The organism is Oceanicoccus sp. KOV_DT_Chl, from assembly GCF_900120175.1.
Classification (GTDB): domain Bacteria; phylum Pseudomonadota; class Gammaproteobacteria; order Pseudomonadales; family Dasaniaceae; genus Oceanicoccus.
In genome coordinates this window covers 2189278-2212517 of record NZ_FQLF01000002.1, presented here as the reverse complement: position 1 = coordinate 2212517, position 23240 = coordinate 2189278, and the positions used below count along the sequence as shown (strand labels likewise).

16 protein-coding genes are annotated in these 23240 nt (G+C 45.1%); 3 read left to right on the top strand and 13 right to left on the bottom strand.

The annotated features are described in order from the left end of the window. Nucleotide 1: 1 nt before the first annotated feature. A complete protein-coding gene (locus UNITIG_RS14175; protein ID WP_101758970.1) occupies nucleotides 2–943 on the bottom strand; it encodes a hypothetical protein in 942 nt (313 codons plus the stop codon). A 169-nt stretch (nucleotides 944–1112) separates the two neighbouring features. Continuing rightward, entirely contained in the window at nucleotides 1113–3761 is a 2649-nt protein-coding gene (locus UNITIG_RS14170) for a TonB-dependent receptor (RefSeq protein ID WP_101758969.1), read from the bottom strand. A 324-nt stretch (nucleotides 3762–4085) separates the two neighbouring features. Here UNITIG_RS14170 and UNITIG_RS14165 point away from each other — a divergent pair, with 324 nt between their 5' ends. After that, on the top strand, nucleotides 4086–4736 hold the full coding sequence (locus tag UNITIG_RS14165) for a TetR/AcrR family transcriptional regulator (protein WP_101758968.1): 651 nt from the start codon (nucleotides 4086–4088) through the stop codon (nucleotides 4734–4736). A gap of 36 nt (nucleotides 4737–4772) precedes the next feature. Here UNITIG_RS14165 and UNITIG_RS14160 read toward each other — a convergent pair whose 3' ends face one another. Further along, on the bottom strand, nucleotides 4773–6926 hold the full coding sequence (locus UNITIG_RS14160) for a hypothetical protein (protein WP_101758967.1): 2154 nt from the start codon (nucleotides 6924–6926) through the stop codon (nucleotides 4773–4775). Between the two features lie 88 nt (nucleotides 6927–7014). Next, entirely contained in the window at nucleotides 7015–9699 is a 2685-nt protein-coding gene (gene aceE / locus UNITIG_RS14155) for a pyruvate dehydrogenase (acetyl-transferring), homodimeric type (protein WP_101758966.1), read from the bottom strand. A gap of 126 nt (nucleotides 9700–9825) precedes the next feature. Between aceE and UNITIG_RS14150 the strand changes: the two genes are divergently transcribed. Further along, a complete protein-coding gene (locus tag UNITIG_RS14150; RefSeq protein ID WP_101758965.1) occupies nucleotides 9826–10299 on the top strand; it encodes an Lrp/AsnC family transcriptional regulator in 474 nt (157 codons plus the stop codon). A 41-nt stretch (nucleotides 10300–10340) separates the two neighbouring features. On the opposite strand, the gene UNITIG_RS14145 is transcribed toward UNITIG_RS14150, so the two are convergent. From UNITIG_RS14145 to UNITIG_RS14135, 3 genes are all read right to left on the bottom strand, one after another. Further along, nucleotides 10341–10712 carry a hypothetical protein gene (locus UNITIG_RS14145; RefSeq protein WP_101758964.1) on the bottom strand — a complete coding sequence of 124 codons (372 nt, stop codon included), beginning with the start codon at nucleotides 10710–10712 and terminating at the stop codon, nucleotides 10341–10343. Nucleotides 10713–10826: 114 nt separating this feature from the next. After that, on the bottom strand, nucleotides 10827–12437 hold the full coding sequence (locus tag UNITIG_RS14140; protein ID WP_101758963.1) for a diguanylate cyclase domain-containing protein: 1611 nt from the start codon (nucleotides 12435–12437) through the stop codon (nucleotides 10827–10829). Between the two features lie 170 nt (nucleotides 12438–12607). Beyond that, nucleotides 12608–13807: an MFS transporter gene (locus tag UNITIG_RS14135; protein ID WP_101758962.1), complete on the bottom strand. Its 1200-nt coding sequence runs from the start codon at nucleotides 13805–13807 to the stop codon at nucleotides 12608–12610. Between the two features lie 189 nt (nucleotides 13808–13996). On the opposite strand from UNITIG_RS14135, the gene UNITIG_RS14130 reads away from it, so the two are divergent. Then, nucleotides 13997–14896 (top strand): pyridoxamine 5'-phosphate oxidase family protein, encoded by a 900-nt coding sequence (locus UNITIG_RS14130; RefSeq protein ID WP_101758961.1) that lies wholly within the window; start codon nucleotides 13997–13999, stop codon nucleotides 14894–14896. A 34-nt stretch (nucleotides 14897–14930) separates the two neighbouring features. Here UNITIG_RS14130 and UNITIG_RS14125 read toward each other — a convergent pair whose 3' ends face one another. From UNITIG_RS14125 to UNITIG_RS14100, 6 genes are all read right to left on the bottom strand, one after another. Continuing rightward, nucleotides 14931–16091, bottom strand: a complete 1161-nt coding sequence (locus tag UNITIG_RS14125) for a hypothetical protein (RefSeq protein WP_145999176.1) — start codon at nucleotides 16089–16091, stop codon at nucleotides 14931–14933. A gap of 753 nt (nucleotides 16092–16844) precedes the next feature. Beyond that, complete coding sequence (locus UNITIG_RS14120; RefSeq protein ID WP_101758959.1) at nucleotides 16845–17537, bottom strand: hypothetical protein; 693 nt, start codon at nucleotides 17535–17537, stop codon at nucleotides 16845–16847. Between the two features lie 367 nt (nucleotides 17538–17904). After that, complete coding sequence (locus tag UNITIG_RS14115; protein ID WP_101758958.1) at nucleotides 17905–19080, bottom strand: MFS transporter; 1176 nt, start codon at nucleotides 19078–19080, stop codon at nucleotides 17905–17907. Nucleotides 19081–19143: 63 nt separating this feature from the next. Beyond that, on the bottom strand, nucleotides 19144–20346 hold the full coding sequence (locus UNITIG_RS14110) for an NAD(P)/FAD-dependent oxidoreductase (protein ID WP_159931162.1): 1203 nt from the start codon (nucleotides 20344–20346) through the stop codon (nucleotides 19144–19146). Nucleotides 20347–20545: 199 nt separating this feature from the next. Beyond that, on the bottom strand, nucleotides 20546–20875 hold the full coding sequence (locus UNITIG_RS23120) for a TonB-dependent receptor (protein WP_159931161.1): 330 nt from the start codon (nucleotides 20873–20875) through the stop codon (nucleotides 20546–20548). Beyond that, nucleotides 20872–22971 (bottom strand): TonB-dependent receptor, encoded by a 2100-nt coding sequence (locus UNITIG_RS14100; RefSeq protein ID WP_145999175.1) that lies wholly within the window; start codon nucleotides 22969–22971, stop codon nucleotides 20872–20874. The genes UNITIG_RS23120 and UNITIG_RS14100 overlap by 4 nt, the downstream gene beginning before the upstream one ends. Nucleotides 22972–23240 lie beyond the last annotated feature (269 nt).

Genomic DNA, 23240 nt, shown 5'->3' with positions numbered 1-23240 from the left:
ATTATAAAGATCGCTGTGTCTTTTCATTGATTGGCGTTAACCACAATAATCTTAAAATGGCTATAAACAGGAATAACACTATAGTCATAGCTACCGGATGCTTATTGGCATACAAGTAAAACTCATAGAACTCACCATAGAATTGCGCGCACTCGGGTATAAACCAGGCTACCCCGGTAGCGCCTATACCATAACGAATGGATAAGCCGACTTCGCGCTGTTGGGTTTGTTTATACATTAAATACAAACCCCAAATCACTACCAAGGCACACAAGGTGTAGGTCACGGGATGATGCAAACCAAAGGTTCTGGGATCAACGATGACTAGCATTAATACATACATAAACCAGGTTACGAAAAAATATTCAAAAGCCGCTACGCGAGCCACATTGGGACGATACCCTTGGGTAGGCTTACCTAATACACTGGCATCCATTCTCAACGCGCGGCGAATCCATAACAACATCCGGCAGCGCACATCTTTGTTAAACATTATGAATATCAATGTCATGATACAAAACACACCCGATGCTTGCATAAACACATGCTCGCCAAGAAAGCCGCCTTGTGTACCACCATCAGCAGCCGGCACCATCGGAATATTCGCACCATGACCAATAATCGGCATGGCGGATTCCATCCAGGACACCCAAATCAAAAAACCACCGGTATAGCCTAAAAGCGAGCCTTTTACCTCATCACGGCCCATGCCACGAACCACCAACCACATACCTATCGCTCCGGTAATAGCAGGGATAATCCACTTCCAGGGTTCCGGCAAAACATATAAAGTGATTACTGTAAAACTATGCATCAACATTTTTTCGCAAAACATCAGCACAATAATTAATAAACCCAACACGGGGGGCTTGCGAAAGATACTGATTAGATTATTGCTTGAATTATTGATAATACTCAACGATGGATTCACTTCAGACGACATAAAAACCTCAAACACACTTAATTTTTTATTTACAGCTAATCGAAAAACACTACCTAAGAATATTTTTTGATTAGATGAAATGAGTTAAAAACCCCCACCACTATCGTTAAATAGCGGTGGGGTAAAGATCCATGTGAGGATAGTTGACATCACATGGCGTGGGACTGGTTTAGAACAGATAGGAGAATCTAACTCCAGTAGTTCTTGGCTGTGGTAACACCAAGCTCAACGCTTTTGGTAATTCCTGGAAGCCAACAAAATTACCGTAATCAGTATTATTTAAACCACTGCGAATAGTGTCATCATCTAATACGTTATCGACATACAGTATTGCTTTCCAGTTATCTCCATTGACACCTAGCTGAACATTCCATAACTGATGGGAGGGCAGGTAAGCGTTGTTACCGTCATCCACAAAACGCTTGGACTGATAAGAACCGTTCACTTCTGCGATGGCCCAAAGATTGTCCAATACTGGCTGCTCATAACGAATAACGACTGTTGCCGCATGTTTGGCAGACAGCGCCATCTGCTTACCTGAGAAATCACCTTCCGAGTTACCCGCTAAAGCCAGGTTGGCATCAGACAGCACCGCAGTACCCGCCAAGCCGCCTGATGCAGCGATTTCAGTAAGGTTGTAGTTGTCATACTCAGAGTCAGCGTATACATAGCCCATGCTCATCGACAACGCTTCAGTAGCCTGCCAAGCCAGATCAAATTCATAACCGAAGATGGTGCTTTCACCAGCATTAACAACTTGCGATTGCGCCGGCTCACCAGGTTCTTGCGAAGTGATACTGACTTGCTGATCGGTGTAATCGTAATTAAAAATAGCGCCATTAAAGGTCAAGCTATTGGCCATCCAAGCGGTTTTGAAACCCAGCTCTAAAGACTCAACCGATTCTGGTTTAAATTCACCTTGAGACACTTCACCATTTGCATCAGTCGTCACGACACCACCTGGTTTAAAGCCTTCGGCATAAGTCAGGTAAACCATCGCATCCCGATTGATTTGATAATTCACAGAGGCACGTGGCACAAATTCGTTGGCACTCACCGAATTTTCTGAAGTGCCGCAACCATTTTCCAAAGTCGCATCGGGGTTAGTTGGGAAGCCGAACACGGTATCAAATAATCCACCCACTACTGCAAAGTCCGTGGGTGATGGTGCAAATAAACCAAAGCCACAAGCCTCTCCACCCGTTGATGTATAAGCACCTAGATCATAGTTATTGCCCTTGTAGTCAATATCTTCTTCCAAGTAGCGCCCTTCAACAGTGAAGCTCCAATCTTCCAGGTTGTAAGTCAAAGACCCGGCAATCGATTTGTGTTCAGTTTCACGATCCAAGTTGATGGTATCGATAGTAAAGTCAGGGCCGCGTACGAAAAAGTCTTGCGAAGGATCTACTACCGAGCCCTGTCTCGCCCAAAACTTACTGCCCTCATCGGTTTTCATTTTTTCGTCCCAGTAAAGAGCACTTAAGAAATAATCGAAATCTCCCGCAGTACCCAAGAAACGAAATTCCTGACTGATTTGCTCGACGTCATGCTCGATATTACCCATGGCCGAAAATCCAAAAGCGCCCTGGCCAAACCAGTCGGTTTGATCATAGTTATTTTGATCAAAATCATTTTCAGTTTTGCTCGTGTTTTCGGTATAGCCAGTAATAGAACGAAATTCATAATCTTCAAATTCCCAACGTAAATCTAACGCCAAACGTGTGGATTCAACATCCGTTCCTTTGAAATCTTTACCGGTGCGAGTATCTGGACTCAAATCCAACTGACTCTCGCTGGCATCCACTTTCCCTACTGCCTGAGGAATACATGCGGGCGTGTTACCTGATGGATCGAACAAATGAGCATAAGGTGCAGAAGCGGCAAAATCGGAAGCACAGTACGCAGCGATGCCGGCATCAGCAGTAGCATTACCCGTCAATACGGGTAGCGACTCATTGCCGGGATTAACCACACCGGTACCAAACATCCCTGACTGGGTTATATCAATAGCTGGTAAATTCACTATGGGCCGCAACCCGTAATGCTCATCACTGTATGTACCTGATACCAATGCGGTGAACTCATCGGTAGGCGCCCACTGCACAGACAAGCTAATACCGGTGCTATCGCCATCACCCAAATCACCACCGGTGTTTGGGTTTTCATACCAGCCATCGGTTTCCCATGAAGAAACCGTAGCACGCGCCGAAATAGTCTCAGTCAATGCGCCGGTGACACTTAACTTGGCTTCCTGAGTACCGTGTTCGTCAAGATTCACATCGACGACACCAGAAAATTCTTCTTCTGGTTTTTTGGTCACATAATTTACCGCACCAGTAAATGCGCTGCGGCCGTACAGGACACTCTGCGGTCCTTTCACAATTTCAACACGCTCTAGGTCCATTAACCGCAGGTTGGCAGTAATACCGCCACCACCGGTGGTCAGTGCTTCACTGGTAATATCGACATCATCAATCAGCGTCGCCACATTGGCGCGACCGCGCGTAGATGACACACCGCGAATAACCGGACGGGTATCATTAGGCATTAAGCCGGTATCAAACACTAAGCTGGCTGACAGTTGGGCAACATCTTCGATATTGCTTACACCCTTTTCCTGAATAGTCGTCGTAGAGATCGCATCCATCGCCATAGGAATGGTCTGCATGTTCTCTTCCGTTTTACGGGCAGTAACAATAATTTCTTCTATAGCTAAATTAATATCATTCTGCGCAAAGGCAGGTGTATTCATTGCAGTCACTGCCGCAGCAGCCAATGCACTCTTAATTCCCCACGATAGGTTGGAGCGTTTAAACATGATGTTCCCCTTGGTTATTGATAGACCCACACTTTGATAAGTACATACTAGAACGCGGCACCGGACCTTTATTTATCCATCCAACAGCAACCCATCCAAGCCTTCAGCGACAGCGATCTTAAGATAAAGCATAGTAAAACTGACCACTTGGTCAAATATACCAAGCAAAAGATAGTGCATTTTTACCGGGGGTTCAATAAAAAATTGACCTTGCGGTCATATTTTCTATAGTTAGTAGTATTAATTCACATTTCATGAACACAGGTTTTGGGTTTTTACTCCCATAGGGTATAAATAGCGGCTATTTTTGCCAGACTGGATCTAATGACTACCACCAAAGACAAAAAACTAGGCAAAGGGCCGTTAAAACGCGCGGCCACAGAAGCTAAAATCCTCAAAGCCTTTGAAAGAGTGCTGAAACGGGACGGCATTGCTCATGTCGGTGTTAACGCTATCGTCAAAGAAGCCGGGGTCGGCAAAGGACTTATTTATGAATATTTTGGTGGGCTGGAAGGTTTAGCCGATGCCTGGGTAGCACAAAGCCACTTCATCCCTGACGTTGAAGAGATTATCGGCTCGCCCATGGCAGAGTTTCAGCAACAATCAATTCAGCAGCAACTTAAAGCCGTACATATTAATTACGCCACCATGATTAAAGACAACTGGCTGGCACAACAAATTTTTGCGGAAGAACTACAACCCAATAACAAGCTCAGCAAAATTGCTGAGTATGTACGCAATCAAATTGGCAAAACCCACGAAGAGATTTTTACCTCGGCCACGCCCTTACAGGATGAAGACCATATCGCCTTGCTGTTTATTATTCATGCGGCATCCAATTATCTGGCACTGAGAGCGAAACAATCGCCGACCTTCAACGGCATCGACATTTCTACTGATGAGGGCTGGGACAGCTTAATGAAAATGATGTCTACGGTGATTGATATCTTTGAAAAAGGCAAAAGCAAATCTTAGCGATTGCCCATCGTTAATTAGAAAAATCTCTTTCAGCTATTCTGCTTTAAGTGCAAACAAACCTAACACCTGCACATCAAAACTGATGGTCCCTTTAGCGAAATCGATAGTAGCTGCTTCGCCACCGGCAACATCATAAACCGGGTCCCAATTTTTGCTGACTTCGTTATAAATGACCGGCTGAATTTTTCTGCTTTCAAGTTGTTCGGGATTAAAGGCCAGGGTTAAACGCGCCGGTTTATTTACAATCGTTCGATAAGGCCCCAGCAATACCGGCGCACTTAATAATTCTTTTGTTAACGATGAATCGACAGGTTGCGTTGCTATATAGGCTTCAAAATCAAACCACGCACTGACAAACGGTTTCGCAGGATCAACAAACGCCTCATAGTTTTTCCAATTAAAACTTTCGGGTTTATTGGGCTCCGGATCAGCTGCCACCACTAATTTTACGCCACTATGCACTCCCTCGGTAACGGCGACTTCGCCACCATTCAGCTCACTCACATCACCACGGGCAAGTACCTCAACACCCTCAGGCAGCAAACCAAACTGCTCCACCGTACCGCGAATGCGGTTGCCGTAGCCGATACCAAACTCGGTAGCTTGTGGATCAAACACTTCGGTAAAACTGAGACTAATCGCATTTTCACTGTCACAAGCCACTGGCTGGAAACTTTCTTCTGCTTCACACCACTGCTGCCAATATTTTTGATTAGCAACATCTTCGCGGCTATTAAAGGGAATGTTATTCAATTTCCTCATCCCCAACATATTATCAGTATTGTTGTAATTCCAATGCGACAACAACACGATAATTTCTTTTTCTCCCGCTTTTTTTGCCCGATCAATATTTTCACGGATAGTTGGGAAGCGTAACGGGTCATTCGGTTTACCATAAAAGCTGGAAGGAAACATCGCATAAGCGTGGTAGCTATCGGTACGCAGATCACCATCTTTGCCTTTATGATTAAAACGTAACTGATAGTCTTTACCAAACTCATCCATGGCGTAACGCTTGAAGGACAGATGATTTAAAAAAGCATTTTCATGGTAAACATCTGCAGCAAAGGGATGCGCCACTGCAAATGGACCACGATCGTTGCTGCCGGGAAAAGGCATGCCATAAGTGGTATAGATAATGGCAATTTCCTCACCTTTCTTTCTTTTTTCAAGATGCGGCCGTAAAATTTCCAACAAGGCGGTATTGTATTCCGGCGTACGACCTACCTGACGTGTTTGTTTAATGGTTACCTGATCTAGCACCCCCTCATTACACAGGCGTTTTTCAATAATGCCACGGGTCATAAAATTATTGGCGTAGTGATTATTATCGGTGGTTTCTCTGGTCAAAATAAACTGGCGGTAACCGGCCTGATAAAAATCCATGGTGACATCTTCTTCGGTGCGGGTCAGACCCGGTGTGGCAGAATACGCCCCAAAACGCAAATCCACTCGGTCACCAAAATAATCTTTAACCACATCTATCGCTACTTCGGTCATGTGGTCGTCAGCCACATTAGGACGCGGTGTCATATCTTCATACATGAAATGCATATCCGCTATTGAAGACGCCATTCTGATTTCATCAAAATCACTAATACCATTTGGCAGCGCTAAAGGATTTAAGCCTGGCTTGCGACTGGTTTCACCAATTTGATACATGCCCGGCAATAGCTCTCTACCATCGCGCGGATCGATAGCACCAACCGAGCGCCCGGGGAAAAAAGTTGATTCGGTTATCGATTTGATAATGCCATCGACAGCTGGAATTTCGCTGGCTTTTAGCCGCACTGTACTATCAATAATGGAAACGTACTCATCGCCCTGTTTGGTATACAACCCCAACGAATCGTAAGCGGCTTCTACACCTTTGACCGGATAAGCCAGCGCAAAAGGCACCAGCCCCATTTGTGAACGGAAAGGAAATTTACCGACAAAATTTTCACTGCAGGCCTGATCTTTAGTGATTTGTCGCTCCCCATTTTGAGCACGCCCCAACCCCATGCGGAATTCTTTATCAAAGCCTTTGGTTTCTCCCCAGCCAGTGATAACCACGGCGACTTTCCCAGCGTTGTCGGCGGAGAAAGCCAGCGGTTCCGGGGTTTCTGTCTGCGGGTGCTGGCAAGCCAATAGCGAGCTCATCGCAATGGCAAGAAAGGTTTTATTACGCAAGTGGTTAATATTCATGACACATCCAGTGGGATAAACACAATGACCCACCTTCGCCAAATCCGATAGGCTTAGCAACTGCTTTTACACATTTTAACAATCGATACTAACGGTCAACCGGATTGATTTTATCAGCATCAATAGCTAGCAAAGATAATTGATCCAACAACTGCTGGCGGCTAATTTTATCGGTTTTATAAAGACCTGTAATCGCAGCCTGCGCAATATAGTCAGGACTGACTTCAAAAAAGTCACGGATCGAGTCTCTGGACTCACTGATGCCAAAACCATCGGTCCCCAAAGCAGTATAACTACTGTCACCGATGGGCATCCATTGCGCAATGCTATTTGCCAAAGACTTCATATAATCTGTGGCCGCAACAAACACACCTTGCTCAGCGGCAAATAGATGCTGTACATAGGGAATTTTTGGCTCCGCCACCGGATGCAAACGATTCCAACGCTCACACTGTTCAGCTTCACGATAAAGCTCATTAAAACTGGTGACGCTCCAGATATCTACACTATAGCCCATCGCCTCCAAACGCTGCGCAGCAGCCAGTGCCTGTTGCATAATGGAACCACTGGAGAGCAAGTGAATTTTTTCACCTGCCTTTTTTTCGCTGCGATGAAAACAATACGCGCCTTTCAGCACCCCCTCTTCTACGCCATCTGTTTCAGGCATTGCGGGCATTAAATGATTTTCGTTGTAGACCGTAATGTAATAAAAAATATTCTCTTGTTGTTGGTACATGCGACGAATACCTTCACGCACAATAATGGCCAATTCAAAGGCAAAAGCAGGGTCATAACTGATCAGATTCGGATAGGTGCTAGCCAGAATATGCGAGTGGCCGTCCTGATGCTGCAAGCCTTCACCATTCAGTGTGGTACGCCCAGCGGTTCCGCCCAATAAAAACCCACGACACATCATATCGCCGCAGGACCAGATCATATCGCCGACCCGCTGAAAGCCAAAGATTGAATAAAAAATATAAAACGGAATCATCGGCACGCCATGCACAGCATAGGCTGTACCTGCAGCCATAAAAGAAGCCATAGCACCAGTTTCACAAATGCCTTCTTGTAAAATCTGGCCATCTTTCGCTTCCCGGTAAGACAGCAAACTGTCTGCATCTTCCGGCGTGTAGTTTTGTCCTTCCGGTGAATAAATACCGGCCACATTAAACAAACCATCCATGCCAAAGGTGCGTGCTTCATCGGGCACGATCGGTACTATATATTTACCAATGTCTTTGTCTTTTAACAATTGCGCCAGAATTCGCACCATAGCCGAAGTGGTAGATATTTCACGCTCGCCACTGCTTTGTAAAAACTTACTAAAAGTGGCTAACGGTGGCGGTGTAATGACCGGGCAGTCCACTACCCGCTTAGGTAAATAACCCCCTTGGCGCTGACGATGCTCGGTTAAATAGCGAAGCTCTTCACTACCCTCTGCCGGACGATATAAATCAGCGCGTTTGATCGCTTCCTCATCCAAAGGAATGCCATAATCTTTCGCGCATTGCAGCCGCTCTTCCGCCGTTAGATTTTTCTTTTGGTGGGCAGTGTTACGACCTTGTGCCGCTGGTCCCATGCCATCACCTTTTACCGTTTTAACTAATATGACGGTGGGCTTGTCTTTGTGTTTAACTGCGCGATCAAAGGCAGCAAATATTTTTTTCGGGTCCTGACCACCACGCTTTATTTCTTTTAGCTCTTCGTCGGTGAGCGCATTCATCATGGTTTCCAGCTCCGGATTTCCATCAACCCAATGCTCTCGCTGTTTATTACCATTGAGTACCGAGTAGCGTTGATAGTCACCGTCTACGCAATCTTCCATCCGCTTTCTTAGCGTACCGTTGTGGTCCTGCGCCAACAAACCATCCCAGCCACTGCCCCAAATGACTTTCACCACATTCCAGTCAGCGCCCCGGAAGGTTCGCTCCAACTCCTGAATAATTTTGCCATTACCTCTAACAGGTCCATCAAGACGCTGGAGATTACAGTTAACTACCAACACTAAATTATCCAATTTTTCCCGGGCGGCAATATTGATAGTACCGACAACTTCCGGCTCATCAGATTCACCGTCACCAATAAAGCACCACACCTTACCGCCATTGTCAGGCTTCAAACCACGGTTTTCGAGATACTTGGCAAAACGTGCCTGATAAATGGCAGAAGGGGTAGATAATCCCATCGACGCATTCGGCATTTGCCAAAAGTCAGGCATTAATCGCGGGTGAGGGTAAGAGCACAAACCACCACCGGGTTGTAATTCACGGCGAAAATTAGCTAGCTGTTGCTCACTGAGCCGGCCTTCAACAAACGCTCGCGCATACACACCTGGGGCAGCATGGGGCTGCGACAATAACAAATCGCCACCGTAGTCCGCCGTGCGCGCCCTAAAAAAGTGATTAAAGCCCACTTCCATCATGGTGGCAGCTGATGCATAAGTGGCAATATGACCACCTACACCGGTGCCCTGATCCTGTGCCTTCAACACCATCGCCATCGCATTCCAGCGGATGATATTTTCAATACGCTTTTCCAGTTTAATATCACCGGGATAAGAGGGTTGTTCGCGAGTGGAGATCGTATTGATATAAGGGGTATTTAGCGTCGCCTCATTTAAGGTAATGCCCTGCTCGAGAATATGGTTTTGCATCGAGCGCAGAATCTCGCGGACGCCGGCCTCACCATACTGGCGGTAAATATAATCTATGGACTGCTGCCATTCTTCTTTATCAGCAGCTAGCTCATCGCTAAATGTAGTGGGGTTATTCACAGGCTAGACCTTTCATTATGACAGCCGACAGTATAGTGATTAGATAAAAACAAGGATTGCTAATAATGCCGATTAATACTATAAATTAGCAATAAATAGCTAATTTATTTAATTTTAAAGAATATTATGCCAAAAACACCGCTCGATAAGACCGACTATCAGATCCTTCATCATCTGCAAAACAATGCCAGAATCACCAATATCGAACTGGCTGACGATATTGGCTTGTCGCCATCGCCATGTCTGCGCCGGGTAAAATCACTGGAAAATAATGGCGTACTTAAGCGCTACGTGGCTATCGTAGACGCTAAGGCAGTAGGTTTACCCATCAGCGTTTTTGTTAGCGTTTCGCTCAATCGACAAGAGCGACAAGGGCTCGAGGAATTTGAACACACCGTCGAACAATACCAGGAAGTAATGGAGTGTTATCTGATGACCGGCAGCTCGGATTATTTACTGCGAGTAGTGGTTCCCGACCTGGAAAGCTATGAACGCTTTCTCTCCAACAAACTTACTCGCATCAAAGGCATTGCCAATATCCAATCCAGCTTTGCGCTTAAGCAAGTCGTGTATAAAACCGAGCTACCGCTAGGTAACTAAAGCTATTACGACTTCGAATGAAGCCACTTGTTACCCGGGTATCAATGTGAGTCGCCGGGTTCTACCTCCCAAAACCATGCCATTTCCCATTTTTGTGCAGCTACCGCCAGCTGGGGGCTTGTCGGCATACGCATGGGGATTGGCATTCTGGCTAACTCTTCAGTACTGCAATGCGCACTTATGTCCTGCCGATAATCCCCCTTGAAACGAGAGATTTCATGCTGCTCGCCAGCACCCTCCAAATCAAAAAAGACCTGCACCGACTCGGGCGGAAATACCACCACCTCAGCGCGATTGGCGATGGAATTATCGCCGTGCATAAAATCTTTAAATTGCAGATAAATATCTTCGTAGGTGGCACCGTGTAAAGTCATTTCACACTCAGTAGTAAACCGAAATTGAATGCTAGCCATAATGGAACTCCGCCAATAGTTGATCAGTGCTTTAACTATACGACGAAGTGACAACGTTGTATGGGGCGTGATTAAATCAATTGGTTGTAATAGATACTGGCTTTTATAACAGCGTTATTCACTAACAGGGATAGGATCATCCACTAAATCGGCCTCCACTACTCGATTTCTACCCTGCTCTTTGGCCTCATAGAGCGCATCATCGGCTGCCTTGACCAGAACTCGATAGGGCTGCCCGGGCTTTGGCCGCATAGACGCAACCCCGATGCTGATAGTAACGTACTGCTGCACTTCACTATCAACATGCTCAAGCTTTAATTGCTCAACATTGCGTCGGCAACTTTCTGCCAAGCCCGCCACGCCATCCTCGGTATTGGGTAGCAATAACACAAACTCTTCACCGCCATAGCGAGCAATAATATCCGCTGGGCGTTTTACTGTATCCATTAACGCTTTAGCAACTTTCTGCAGGCACTCATCACCCTCAATATGGCCGTAGTGATCGTTATAGAGCTTGAAGTAATCTACATCGATCATAAATAAAGAGACTGCATACTGCCCTCGCAAGGCGCGTGACCACTCCTGCTCCAGACTTTCTTCAAAAAAGCGTCGATTAGCAACGGCAGTTAAATAATCGGTACGGGACAGGCGATCCAGCTCGTGATTAGCGGTTTGTAGTTCCTGCGTGCGCATATCAACCATTTTTTGTACTAATACCGTACGACTTTTAATATTGTATAAATAGATAACGAGTAATAACGTAATACCAAAGCCGGTACCCAGCACCCAATATTGGAGACTAGTAGCCTTGGCGGCAAAAAAGGCGTCGGTGGGGATAAGGGTCACTTCCCACCGGGTAGTGGCGCGGTTACTAAAAGTGCTTCTGGTTGTGTGCTCTAGCAATAAATTGCCACTGGTTGGCTTTACCTCAAATACGGTTCGTCTGGTGTCACCTTCCCCCATGGTTACCGCAATATTTAATTTATCGCCGCCGGGTATATCACTAAAATAATTGAAAATAAGTGAAAAATTCACCAGAAATACCAGATAACCATCACCGGAATACAACGCGTCATCAGGCAAGCTAACCGCTGTTCCTAATTCCGTTGCCAGCAACATCTGCAACCGAGGCCGCCCCTGACGAGCGGACATTAAGTCGTCCATTGAGGGTATGAAACGCATAGCTACATGGCTTTCTTGTTCTTGCAATCCATTAAACATACTGCCCAGCTCACCGAAACCGGCTAAATCCCAGCCCGAGTATTTCTCACTAGACTCACCACCGGCTAAATAATAAACAGGAAAATAATTGTCGGCTGGGGGTGCCGGTATAAATCCAGCAGGACCAGCATAAGTTTTAATAAAATACTCTGGATGAATTAGACGCATTTTCTGCTCGAAGTCACCACGCTGATCTGATTTCAACGCGGGGATCCAGAACAAAGCCTCCAAATCAGGATATAACCGCAGCGCATTACTCGATAAGAAATCAAACGCCAATTTATCCAGTACCGGCGAATCTTCAAACACCGATACCAAGGTTCTAGCAAGCGTCACTTCCTTTTCGGTACTAAACTCCATGACGCTAATCCAGCGCTCCATATTGGCTTTAAGCTCGGAGGTTAATAAATTCTTTTGCGACCGGTCCGTCTCGTAGGCGACAAATAAGGTAATCAATACCCCAATCAACGTTGCGAATAAAGGCGCTAACCACTTACCCAACATATTATTATTCTCTATTTAGAGTTTGTGTGTTTTCGAAACAGCAAATTCAAAATACGACGATAAGCCCACACTCCTGTTCAGGCTATCCAGATATTAAAGCAGTCCAAGTGCATAAAGTCATGCCATTGACGTGATTAAAGATCACTTTTTAGCATAACGGGTAAACAAGATTATACCGGTACAGATCGCCATTGTTGCTGAATCGAGCCCGCCAGTATAAATAATACAACCATCAATATGGCACAGACATAAAACGATGCATGCATATAAATGTAAGTAAATACCGCTCCGGTTAGCAACGTTCCTATCGACCGCCCCAGAGTACCCATGGAATTAAACACACCCATGACCATACCGCGTTCAGTAGTGCCGGCTCGCTGGGAAATCAAACTTTGGGTGCCAGTCATCACCACCGCACTAGCCGCAGAGGCCACGCCCATAAACACATACACCAACCACACCTGCTGTATATCAGCCGCCAGCGTCATCCCGATCAAGCCAGCGCCATAACCCAATGCTCCACCCTTGATTAACTGATGCTCACCAAAACGACGCGTCAATGGGCCGACCAACGAGCCCTGCACAACGGCGAGAGTAATGCCGCCTACCAGCAAGAAGGGCACTAAACCCTGCGGACCGTCCACCAAACGAGCGCCTTCATAGCTGGCCCAAATGGGAAACACTGCTTCAAAAAAACCCGCGGCAATATTATAAATAAAACCGCTGACAATCACTTTACGAGCCAGTGGCCGTTTTAGTACTTCTGCCATTTCTTTAAACCGACTTACCCGGGGCTTGGCCCGCAGTGCATCTCGATGCGCCCTATCTAAACTTTCCGGCAGTGCAAATACCACTGCCAGAAATGCCGTAAAGGATAACCCCGCTGATACATAAGCAGGCAATACAAAGTTAGCATTTTCAAAATCATCTCCTGCTAAATAGCTACCTAAGGCAGGCCCAAGAATAAACCCAATACCAAACGCTGCCCCAATCAGCCCCATCGCCTTGGCTCTATCCTTTTCCCCTGATACATCCGTCATATAAGCTTGTGCCGCAGCCATGTTGCCCGCCATCGCGCCACTAATCAGCCGCGCCAACGCTACCATCCACAAAGCAGAAGCGTTAGCTAAAATCAGATAGCCAATAGTCGCCCCCAACATACTCACCATTAACACCGGGCGGCGACCATAATAGTCACTGACCCTGCCTAGAATCGGCGTAGTAAAAAACATCGCAACTGAATAGAGCCCCATCATCAAGGTTGCCAACGCAGGGCTGGCACCTAAATTTAAAGCATAAAAAGCAAAAATCGGCACCATGATACCGAAGCCGACTAAATCAATAACTATGACAAAAAACGCTGCGAACACGAAAACTCCGGTAACAATGGCTGATACCACTAGCCAGCGTATCCGCGAACATTGAATACGATGGTGAACTCACTAGAAGGCACATATTGATTGTGAAAAATAGTCATGCACTATAACATTTCCATTCAACATCACTAACAACAACTTATCACCATAACAATAACTAACACTCCTTAACGGAAATAAATTATGTTTGGATGGCTACGAAAAAACCGTCGCATCAATAGCTTTGATGAAGCCTTTGTTAAAAACCCTCACCGGGACAACTGGTATCAGGCAAACTCCTACTACCCCCTCCCCTTTGCACTGGTAACCACGGTAGATGAGCAGGGCCAAACCAATATAGGGCCACACTCCTTTACGATGCCTTATGGTGTCATTAGTGATTATTCACTGGTACTGATCACTCGCTATAATTCCAACACTGCAATTAACCTCATGCGCACCAAAAAATGTGCCTTGCACTTTATTGAGTTTGATAAAAAACAGCTTAAAACAGTGGTTGGCTTAGGCTACCCAGGCCAGACTACTGCAGAAAAAATGGCACACCAGAACTTTACTTTTATTGACAGCCCCACTCAGGGCAGAGCCACTGGCGATGGTATACATCCACCGTTAATTAAAGAGGCCATTCAGGTTTATGAATGCACTCTGGATGAGTCGGTCAATTTTAATTACAACGAACAAGGTTCCGCTCGTAACTTTATTATCAAGCTTGACAATATTTTATTAAAAGAAAGTTGGCACCATCACATAAATAACAATAACGCCATAATGCCCAACCTGCCTATTTCCTATGGTTTTCGAGATGGCAAAGATTTTTGGTTTACTGAACACGGTAAACCTTTCTCTATTCCCACACCTACCGATCGCGGCCCTAAAGCACAAGCTGTTATCTATACAGCAAACCGGCTGGATGATGAGATTAAATTTACCGATGAAGCCTGCGAAAAACTTACCGGCGTACCTAAAGTTTTTTTGAAGACTGCGCTCAACGGCATCATCAAGCGCGCAAAACAGGAAGGAGTAATTTTAGTGGACGAAGCCTTCGTCGATAAAATTAACGAAGAGCGTCAAAAGGGGAATTAATAAAACGCCAATCAATTACTCGATTGGCTCACTACTACTTGGCCACCAACTTAAATGGCACTACATTATTTTGGTCGGACTCAACGACAACTTCTTCTACAGGAGGAACTGCGTAAGTAGCTGTAGTTATTACCAGCATAACTTCTGGCACGGCTTCTTTTTCAATCCATCGCGATAATATTTTAGCATTTAACTTTTGAGACAAGTCCCATATGGTAACAACATCAGACTCCGTTAAAAATCCCTCAATGGCCTGCAAGTGATTTGAGCCATTAATAATAGCATCGAACAATTCAACATGATGCTGCTTTGGGCCGGACAAATAACCCACCGGCGGGCGAAAACAAATAGCGTAATTCATTAACTGACCAGCCCGGCCGGTAAACGACATACTCACTTTACCTTCCGAAAAACCCTGAGGATCCCTACCCAAAATAAATTTGCTGCATTTAGTAGCAAGTACTTGAGTTTGCAAACTATCAATACAAAAATAGAAGTTTTCTATCTCCGGGCTGACCATAATATCAAAGGCATTATTCGAGGTCATTTTTAACACTTCCGCTAAATAACCAATACTGGTGTACGATTCCTTAGGGCTCTCTTTGCTATTACCAATTTCTTTCAATTCTTGAATCGACACCTGAATCGACGTGTTACATTCAGCTAAACGCTCTACCGCATAATTAAGCGTAGATTGTATATCACCATTGCCACATTGTGCGGCAGAAATATCTTCATGCAGCATTTGGATCCGGTTTTGTGTTTGAACGATTTCATTTAACGCGCCAACAATATGGTTATTGGCATGGGTTTTGTGTTGATCGAATTTATTCCGCTGCGCCATCTCAAAACTTAAATGGTATTTTTGTGACATTTGATAGGCATAAGTTAAATCATTAATCTTATTGAGTACCTCAGAAAACTCATCATCACCAGTCAAATCAAAATAGTGATAATCCTTAGGATAACGGTAACGAACATTGTCACTAAATTCTTGATTGGACGCATAATTCAAACGACTAACCGCTCCAGTAAAGCTCACCAACTGAGCACGAGCCCAAACTAAAGCACCCGCAATCAATAACACCAGGCCCAATAATATAGAACGATATGGTAAAGCCTCGGCAATTATGACCGTGGCTAGAAGCGCCATTAGCAAGATTAAACAGAAATTTAGTACGCTTATTATTTTCATGTCAATTACCGTCAGAGAAGCATGACACCATACAAAGCCCTTCTTAAGGAGTAAAGCCCTGAAGCAAAACCGAGCAGCCTAGCTAAGCTCATGTGCAAAAGCGTGATCAGGAGTGGTCAATCGACCGGTCTAGTTACAAACTCGCCAAGCTCACTCTTACCAATAAAAACAAAGCTACACAGAGAGTTTTCGGTACTATTTGTCATATTGGTTATATCAGGTTGATTTAATATATAAATACGCTATAAATAGACCCTTGTTATTAGTTGGCGCCTTTTAAATCAGTTTGGTACGAAAACATTGAGGAAGCCCTGCTCCCTTGAAGCGCCGTATCAGCAATGAATTAGAACAGAGCACCGCGGCTGATCACACCTGATCACCGCCTAGCAACAAAGAAGATGAAGAGGGTTTAGCCCTGCTAGATACTCTTGTGAAGGCGTTAGGATTTGTCAAAGCCACTTCGGCAACAATACCAACAACTTCATAAGCCACGATGCATTTCGTCGCTTGCCTGGTCAATAGTATCGACGTTGTAACGAGATAACGTTGACCACTCCATCAAGGTCTCTCACATAGTGCTGAGCTATGTATTTTCTAGCCGACAATGCTACTAAGCCTTGTCGGCTTTTTTATAAACTTATCACAGTAAAATAGAAACAATGGCATTTCTTGCGATGATAAAAAAGGCTCCCGCAGGAGCCTTACCAGTACTGACGCACAATTAATGCTTACTACGCTTCATCCCAAGCAAGCTCAATAGCGCAGATCCAAACAGCCATGCCGCCGCAGGAACCGGAATGGTTTGAACATCCATTCGAACATTCTCCACCCCCCAACCGTCCTGCGATACCGAAATCCCAAAATTATATTCACCGATAGCATTGGGATTAAAAGCTCCCCCGGCGCATCAATAAAGCCTGGATTATCAGACGCTAAAAAGGCAAACATTAAATTCTGGGAGCCTTCGATTTTGCTGACTGACAAATCGCCATTAGCAATAATGGAGTTAGTAATATTAATGGTACCTAAAGTCGTAGGCCCATTATCCAAAGCGGGGGCAAAATCGTAAAACAAGGTGATTTGATAATCAGCTAAAGCTTCTGTGGAGCTGTCGATATCAATATAGTAATTAAAATTCCACAGCGCACCTTCTGGAGTGCCTGCCGGTGAACCTGGGCCCGTATTACTACCCACTCCCGCAAAATAGGTACCTGCACCATCATTAGTTAATGCGGGGTTACCGTAACGCTGAGTAGCGCTCATGGCGACAGTGATAATTGAACTACCATTAGAAAACTGGCTGGAAATTGCCACTTCCTGGTTAGGGATTCCAGTACCTCCAAAAGTCGCTTCCGGTAATGGCCCGAAGGTATCGAATAACGGGGTAGATAGGGCAATCGAGGGAAATAGCACCAATCCCGTTAAGGTTAAATATTTCTGTAACATGAAAGCGTACTCCTGTACGTTATTATATTTTCTACTACAAACTTTTTTGAATTATTTATAGGCTACAAATATGTGCAATTTTCACACCAAATACTAACAAGCCATTGTTATCAATAAGTTGGACAATCACTCACATGTAAGCTAATTCATCTTTGTAAACGCCACCGACAAACAGCCGTCCCATTTGCAACAAAATAGCGCACCCTGCATTAAAAGTTATTCACATAGAGTGATATATCGCCCACTCAATCAACAATCCAAGGCACATTCATTATGTCGCCAGCATTCATCACTATAACCAACCACTTTACGTGAATTAGCGATCATAACCGTATTACTAAGTTGCGCCTGTCAGTGCTTGACTCACTTACTTCGCCCACCCTGCACTCCAAGCGACGACTACAGCCGGCAATGCAATCAACGCTGCCACCATAAACACCGCATTCAATCCGTAGCCATTTAATACCATTGCCATCAACATAGGCCCCACCGTTTGCCCAAGCCTAAATACCAAACTGTTTAAAGTTAAATAAGATGCCGTCATACCCGCTGGCGCCAAGCGGGTATGCAAAGCCATTAAAGAAGGCGCAGCCAAGCCATGTCCTAACCCCAACCACGCACAGGCCAACAACACATAGAATAGATGCGATGTCGATTGAAAAAGGAAAAAGGCACCGCTGTAAGATAAAAAGGCGAATGCCAATACCCGGTTAAAGCCAAACCGGGCATGAATGGCACCCAGGCGAAAAGCCACCAACCCCACCATCACTGAAAACAATGACATTGCAAAACCAATAACCAATTCTCTAGGCAAATGCACGCCAGCAAAAATTATTTCAGCAGAAAAGTTTTCAGTGATAAACAGAGCATAGAATGTCAGGAATGCACCGCCCATCATTATAAAACAAGTGAAGTTCAAATATGCAGCCAACATAACCCGTCTATCAGTCAGCGAGCGCAAAAAGTTTTGCATGTATTGCCTGGTGTTTAATTCTGTGAGGTGTTCGGTATAGCGCAGAAAAATTTGATTATAGACCGCTATGGGAATGGCAATCACGCTCACCATAAATGGATAGCGCCAACTGAATACCACTAGCGCGCCACCGAGCAACGGAAACACCACCATTCCAATACTATTGACCGACATATTGTAGCCAAAGTATCGCACCCGATCAGGTCCGCTATAGATATCCGTTATCATGGTACTGCTCAAGGTGCCCAATGCCGAAGACCCCACACCTTGCAGAAATCGCCAAAATAATAACCAACCAAAGGAATCTGTTAAACCGCAACAGAAGCCAGCGATACCAAATAGATAGAGCGAAGGTACCAATAATTTTTTACGACCCACCTTATCTGCAATCAAACCCACAAAAGGGGCGACTAGCACTGTCCCCAAAGTAAACGCTGTTATCAAATAACTAATTTCCGCTTTACTAATTTCTAGCGCCAAGCCAATAGCCGGTAAAGCGGGAGAGATAGTAAAGACTCCTGCCATCGACAGTGACGTAACCAGATAAATACCCAGCAAATTTTTATTCAAAAGCAATTCCCCAAAACAAAAACGGGGCGCATAAATGCACCCCGTTTACTATAGCCGCTGTAATTATTCCACTGCCAAGCTATCACGCACACAATTCAACATGGCTCTCTCCATTACAAACGCTTTCGATTTTATCGGGTCTGCCGCCGTTTCCATCAACATTTTTTGCCGTGCTATTTGTACTTCGGTTTCCGTTGATTCCATTAACTTTTTATTGCTAATGGTATGCTCCTGAACAAACTTAACCGCCAACTCACGACGCTGCCGGTCGTAGTGTTTAAATTTCTCAATATGATCAGCACCATCGTTAATGATTGCCACCAATTTTTCAGCTAAATTATCGGCATCATGCAAGCCGCCATTCATCCCCATGCCACCCAAAGGATTATTGATATGGCATGAGTCACCCGCCAATACAATACGGCCATTGTAATAAATTTCTGACACTCGCTGATGCACATTGTAGAGCGTGCGATGACCTATATCATACTCGCCATCTTTAGCATAAAGATGCTGCAAGCGCGCCTGAATATAGTCGTCAGACAAATACGTTTCATCTGTAATATCGGATGTCGTTGGCCACAGCACTCGCCATTTTTTCTCTGTCCGCAGAATAACGCACCACTCTTCCGGATCAGAGACGTAATTTACATAAGACAAATTATCGAACACTTGTTCGAACGGGAAGTCAGTACTGACCACTAAAAACTTTTCATCGTAGGTAAAACCACCGTAACCAATACCTGCTGATTTACGTACATTGCTGGAAGCACCATCACAGCCAATTAAAAACGGCGTGGTCAATGTCTCTTTACCCGCAGGCGTTTCAATGTCAACACTGACCAGATCATCGGTCTGGCTACTATCAACAACTTTGCAGCCAAATCGAACTTGCACATGGGGATAGTCTTTCAACATTTCGCCCACAATAATCGTCATCTCGTATTGCTCTAACTGCAAACGGAATGGAAACGCCGTTTCGTCAGCGATAATCGACATATCGAATTCTGCGACTTCACCGGTGCGACGATCACGATACTGGTATTTATCAACCACTAGCCCCTTGGCAATCAGCTTTTCTGTCACGCCTAATTTATCCAGCATTTCCAATGAGGGCGGATGAAACGTGGAAGCGCGTAAATCGATAGGCAAGCTATCTTCTTTTTCCAGCAATATAACCGGAATATCGTGCTGTGCTAGATAAAGCGCCAACAACGATCCCGCAGGACCCGCGCCGGCCACAATTACTGGTTGAGTAGTCGTCATCATATTCACCTAAAAACTTTATTTATCAATCACTTAGATTGAATTAATGGCTAGATCAAGCCACTATTAATATCTTTGATATAACATTATATCATTTGTTTCTGCCGAATTAAATCCTCTTACTCTTAACCACAGCATTCTAACCCCCATAAAAAAAGGGCAACCAAACGGCCGCCCCTTTTGCAATACTCAAATGTAGCTAGAAATTATAGCGAAGACTGAGGCCATAGGTTCTGGGTGGCGCATTAAAAACTGCATAACCACTGTGAACCGGCACATCCAAACCCGCCACGTAAGATTCTTCATCCGTCAGGTTTCTTGCCCACAGCGTGGCCTCCCAAGCACCATCGTTATCACGTAACCCCAACCGTAAATTGAACATATTGGTCGCGTCATTTTCCAGGTTAGGATCTAAATCCTGGGCTAAAAAGAAGGAGTCGGTATATATATACTCCAACCGGGCAAACCACATATTGCCGCCCAAAAGGTCGGAAAAATCCTCATATTGCGAGAAAGTACTGACGGTCAATTCTGGCGAGCTATCCAGCTCTTGTCCTTCCAGATCCTGGGTACACCCGACTGGAAAGAGCTGCCCACTGAGCAGAATATCAAAAGGTGACAAACCGGCAATCGCCTCATTGTACTCGGCACGTGACTGCGCAACTGTACATTCAGCGCCTTTGAACTCCTTGTACTCGGCCTTGGTATAACCCAGAGACCCGCCAGTGACCAGTTTATCGTCGGTACATATTGCAAATCCAATTCCACACCATAGCTTTCAAGACTACCGGCATTGCGCACCGCAATAGAGGCGCCATCAAAAGACTGCGCCTGGAAATCCTCATAGTCCACAAAGAATATCGAGCCGTTAAATTGTAGGCGGCTATCCAAGTAGGTACCTTTCCAGCCCAGCTCATAGTTAGTTGAGGTTTCATCGTCAAAATAATTGTCCTCCGGGCTTGCGGTACGCTGCTGGTTAAATCCGCCCGACTTGAAACCACGAGCTATATTGGCGTAATACATTAACCGCCCATCCTCAGTAGGGTAGTAACGAAAAGTTAAAGTAGGAGACACGTTTTCACCCGACTTACTTTCATCAGTCCTGATATCAGGTCCAAATGGCCCCGCACTCGTGGACGGCGCCGGGTCAGTTATCTGACTCCCTTCACGCTCTTTCTTCTCATAGGTGTAGCGAAGGCCCAAGGTTGCAGTAAACGTATCGCTGACATTCCAGGTAGCCTGACCAAATGCCGCATAATTGGTGGTGGTATGGGTATTGGTATCGGTATTAACAGCAGTACCAGTAACCGGGTCAAAAAACGACGGCGAAATACCACTGACATCCAGGAAAACCGGTGGATCACCACCAAGATTGTAAAAACCACTTAGCACATTACCGGTATTGAGAGCCGCCTGAGAGGCATCGGATAACATGGAAATTGTACCTACGGTATCCATCTCCGAGTAGTAGTAGTAAACACCGACTTGATAATCAATGGTCTCGCCCTCAGGCGAAGCCACCCTAAATTCCGATGAGCGTTGTTCATGATCTACATCCGTAGTGCCGGCCCCCGCATCATAATAAGAAAAATCAGCATCGAATGCAGAGTAGGAGTCATAAGTCCGATACGCATTAATCCAGGTCAAGATAAAATCATTATCCAAATCCTTGACCCACTCTAGCGACACGCCTTCGACATCAACCTCATTGGTGTACTCTCGATCAGCGTATAACTTTCTATCATAAGGATCGGCATCAGGGATCGGTATGCCTACTGTCGACAAATCCGCAAAGCTTAAATTTAAATTGGATGATCCATCATAACTAATAATATCTGGCGCACAGCAAATTGAAGTATCTTTAGACTTATCTACCGATAACGTAAATGAACCCATTTTTTCGGTTTCAAATAAAGCCCGAGCTTTGATACCCCATTTATCTGCATTGTTTAATTCTTTTTGTGGCGCATCCGCAGCAATGTTCTCATCAAAGCCATCGCGCTCTACTTTATATGCTGAAATTCTTATTGCGCTGCCACTATCATTAAGTGGCACGTTTAGCATGCCGCGCGTCTCAACATTGTCATAGTTGCCAACGACTACTTCAGCCGAACCCTCAAAATCACCTACCGGCGCCTTGGAAATAATACTGATAGCACCCGCAGCAGTATTCTTACCGTATAAGGTACCCTGAGGCCCCCGTAAAACTTCCACTCGTTCGATATCCATAAAGTCACCGAGACTCATACCTGCCCGGCCCTGATAGACACCATCAATAAACACCCCCACACTGGGGTCAATACCTGCATTAGAGCCGGCAGAACCAATGCCACGAATACGGATAGAGGTATCGCGGCTACTGGTATTGGAAACAATTTTTAAGCTCGCTGCGTAATTTTCTAGCGATTTAAAATCGGTGACGCCGGCATCTTTAAAGAAGTTTTCATTAAACGCCGAAATTGACATCGGCACGTCTTGCAACATTTCTTGCCGGCGGTTCGCGGTAACAATAATCTCTTCCAACGTGGCAAAAGCTTGATTTTGAATTTGCGCCAAGGCGGTGCCGGTGTAACCGATACTGGTAAGCGCCATAGCTGCCGCAAGAACGGTATTTGATTTTCGCACGATGTTTTTCTCTCCCTATTCATTGAGAATGTTTTTGTTATGTAATTAAAGAGGTAAAACGAGCATCTGGCCATATTGACGCATTAGTAATTCCCCCCAGCAGCTCTCCGAGCACAACAGCTTTTCCCTGCTTATAAAAAACAGTATAGACGGACTTTTTATGTAGGCCATTTTTTATTAGGAATTAACAAATTAAGCGGAGGAAGTGCGAGGTCACGCACACAAATAGGAAGCTAGGTTTTGAAGTTATTCAGAAATAATACTGCATC

Coding starts and splice junctions, on each gene's coding strand:
- UNITIG_RS14175 (WP_101758970.1), bottom strand. CDS start 943: ATGTCGTCTGAAGTGAATCCATCGTTGAGTATTATCAATAATTCAAGC.
- UNITIG_RS14170 (WP_101758969.1), bottom strand. CDS start 3,761: ATGTTTAAACGCTCCAACCTATCGTGGGGAATTAAGAGTGCATTGGCT.
- UNITIG_RS14165 (WP_101758968.1), top strand. CDS start 4,086: ATGACTACCACCAAAGACAAAAAACTAGGCAAAGGGCCGTTAAAACGC.
- UNITIG_RS14160 (WP_101758967.1), bottom strand. CDS start 6,926: ATGAATATTAACCACTTGCGTAATAAAACCTTTCTTGCCATTGCGATG.
- UNITIG_RS14150 (WP_101758965.1), top strand. CDS start 9,826: ATGCCAAAAACACCGCTCGATAAGACCGACTATCAGATCCTTCATCAT.
- UNITIG_RS14145 (WP_101758964.1), bottom strand. CDS start 10,712: ATGGCTAGCATTCAATTTCGGTTTACTACTGAGTGTGAAATGACTTTA.
- UNITIG_RS14140 (WP_101758963.1), bottom strand. CDS start 12,437: ATGTTGGGTAAGTGGTTAGCGCCTTTATTCGCAACGTTGATTGGGGTA.
- UNITIG_RS14130 (WP_101758961.1), top strand. CDS start 13,997: ATGTTTGGATGGCTACGAAAAAACCGTCGCATCAATAGCTTTGATGAA.
- UNITIG_RS14125 (WP_145999176.1), bottom strand. CDS start 16,091: ATGAAAATAATAAGCGTACTAAATTTCTGTTTAATCTTGCTAATGGCG.
- UNITIG_RS14120 (WP_101758959.1), bottom strand. CDS start 17,537: ATGTTACAGAAATATTTAACCTTAACGGGATTGGTGCTATTTCCCTCG.
- UNITIG_RS14110 (WP_159931162.1), bottom strand. CDS start 20,346: ATGACGACTACTCAACCAGTAATTGTGGCCGGCGCGGGTCCTGCGGGA.